Origin of the sequence: Spirosoma spitsbergense DSM 19989 (assembly GCF_000374085.1) — a bacterium.
Classification (GTDB): domain Bacteria; phylum Bacteroidota; class Bacteroidia; order Cytophagales; family Spirosomataceae; genus Spirosoma; species Spirosoma spitsbergense.
Map to the genome: position 1 here is coordinate 1 of NZ_KB893539.1, position 1,099 is coordinate 1,099.

At 38.4% G+C, this 1,099-nt stretch carries 1 protein-coding gene; it reads left to right on the forward strand.

Translation table 11 applies throughout. The annotated features are described in order from the left end of the window. Positions 1-81 precede the first annotated feature (81 nt). Complete coding sequence (locus B157_RS35395; protein ID WP_084761816.1) at positions 82-1,008, forward strand: DNA cytosine methyltransferase; 927 nt, start codon at positions 82-84, stop codon at positions 1,006-1,008. The last annotated feature ends 91 nt before the right edge of the window (positions 1,009-1,099 follow it).

Consider the following 1,099-nt stretch of genomic DNA (forward strand, 5'->3'; position numbering starts at 1 on the left):
CCAAAGCCACATATTCTTCTTCGGTGAAGGGCAGGGAGTGTTCGTCAGGCATGCCCTAAGCTACGACATGGTTGCGACAATTTGAATTGCACCCCAACATACAGGCATAATTTTCCCAAAACCCAACTCTATAGCCAAGATATTAGAAATCTAAAAAAACTTCCCATAAAACGTACTAAGAACAAACCGTTAATTGTTTTTGGTGGTCCCCCATGCCAAGGATTTTCCACCTCAAACCAAAGAACACGTAGTTTGGAAAATAATAATAATTGGCTATTTTCTGAGTTTATACGAATAATACGTTTAATTGACCCTTTGCCCGAATGGATTGTATTTGAAAATGTAAAGGGATTTACTGAAACAGAGGATGGTTTTTTTTTAGATAAAGTCAATGAAGAGTTGACTTCATTAGGATATGTAGTAAGTTCAAAAAGATTGAACGCAATGGATTATGGTGTTCCTCAAAAAAGAACTCGTTTTTTTGCAGTGGCATCTAGACAAGGCCATTTCTTTAGTTTCCCAGAAGCTTTTTTGTTAAACCCAATAAAGGTTTCTGATGCTATAAGTGATTTGCCTGAACTAATAGCTGGATCGAAAGAAAATTGGCGTAGTTATAATGAAGGTCCAATTTCAAACTATGCAAAAGAATTAAGGGGGAATTTAACTATTTCTCCAAACCATCAGGTAAGTAATAACTCCACTTTAGTACTCGAAAGATATAAGCATATACCCCCAGGTGGAAACTGGCAAAATATTCCACTCAATTTAATGCAGAATTATAAAGACTCCACACGTTGCCATACGGGTATTTACCATAGACTCCATCCAGAGAAACCATCTATTGTAATTGGCAACTATCGTAAAAACATGCTTGTGCATCCGTTTCAGAATCGGGGCCTATCTGTTAGAGAAGCTGCTAGATTACAGTCCTTTCCGGATTGGTTCGAATTTAAAGGAAGTATTGGGTTTCAACAACAGCAAGTTGGCAATGCGGTTCCTCCGCTATAGGTGCATTTCAAAACTACCTGCCTTAAGTTGACTTAGTCGTTGTCAACTAAATTTAGGCGGTCTCTGACCAATTGCCAGCGGCCACTCTTAG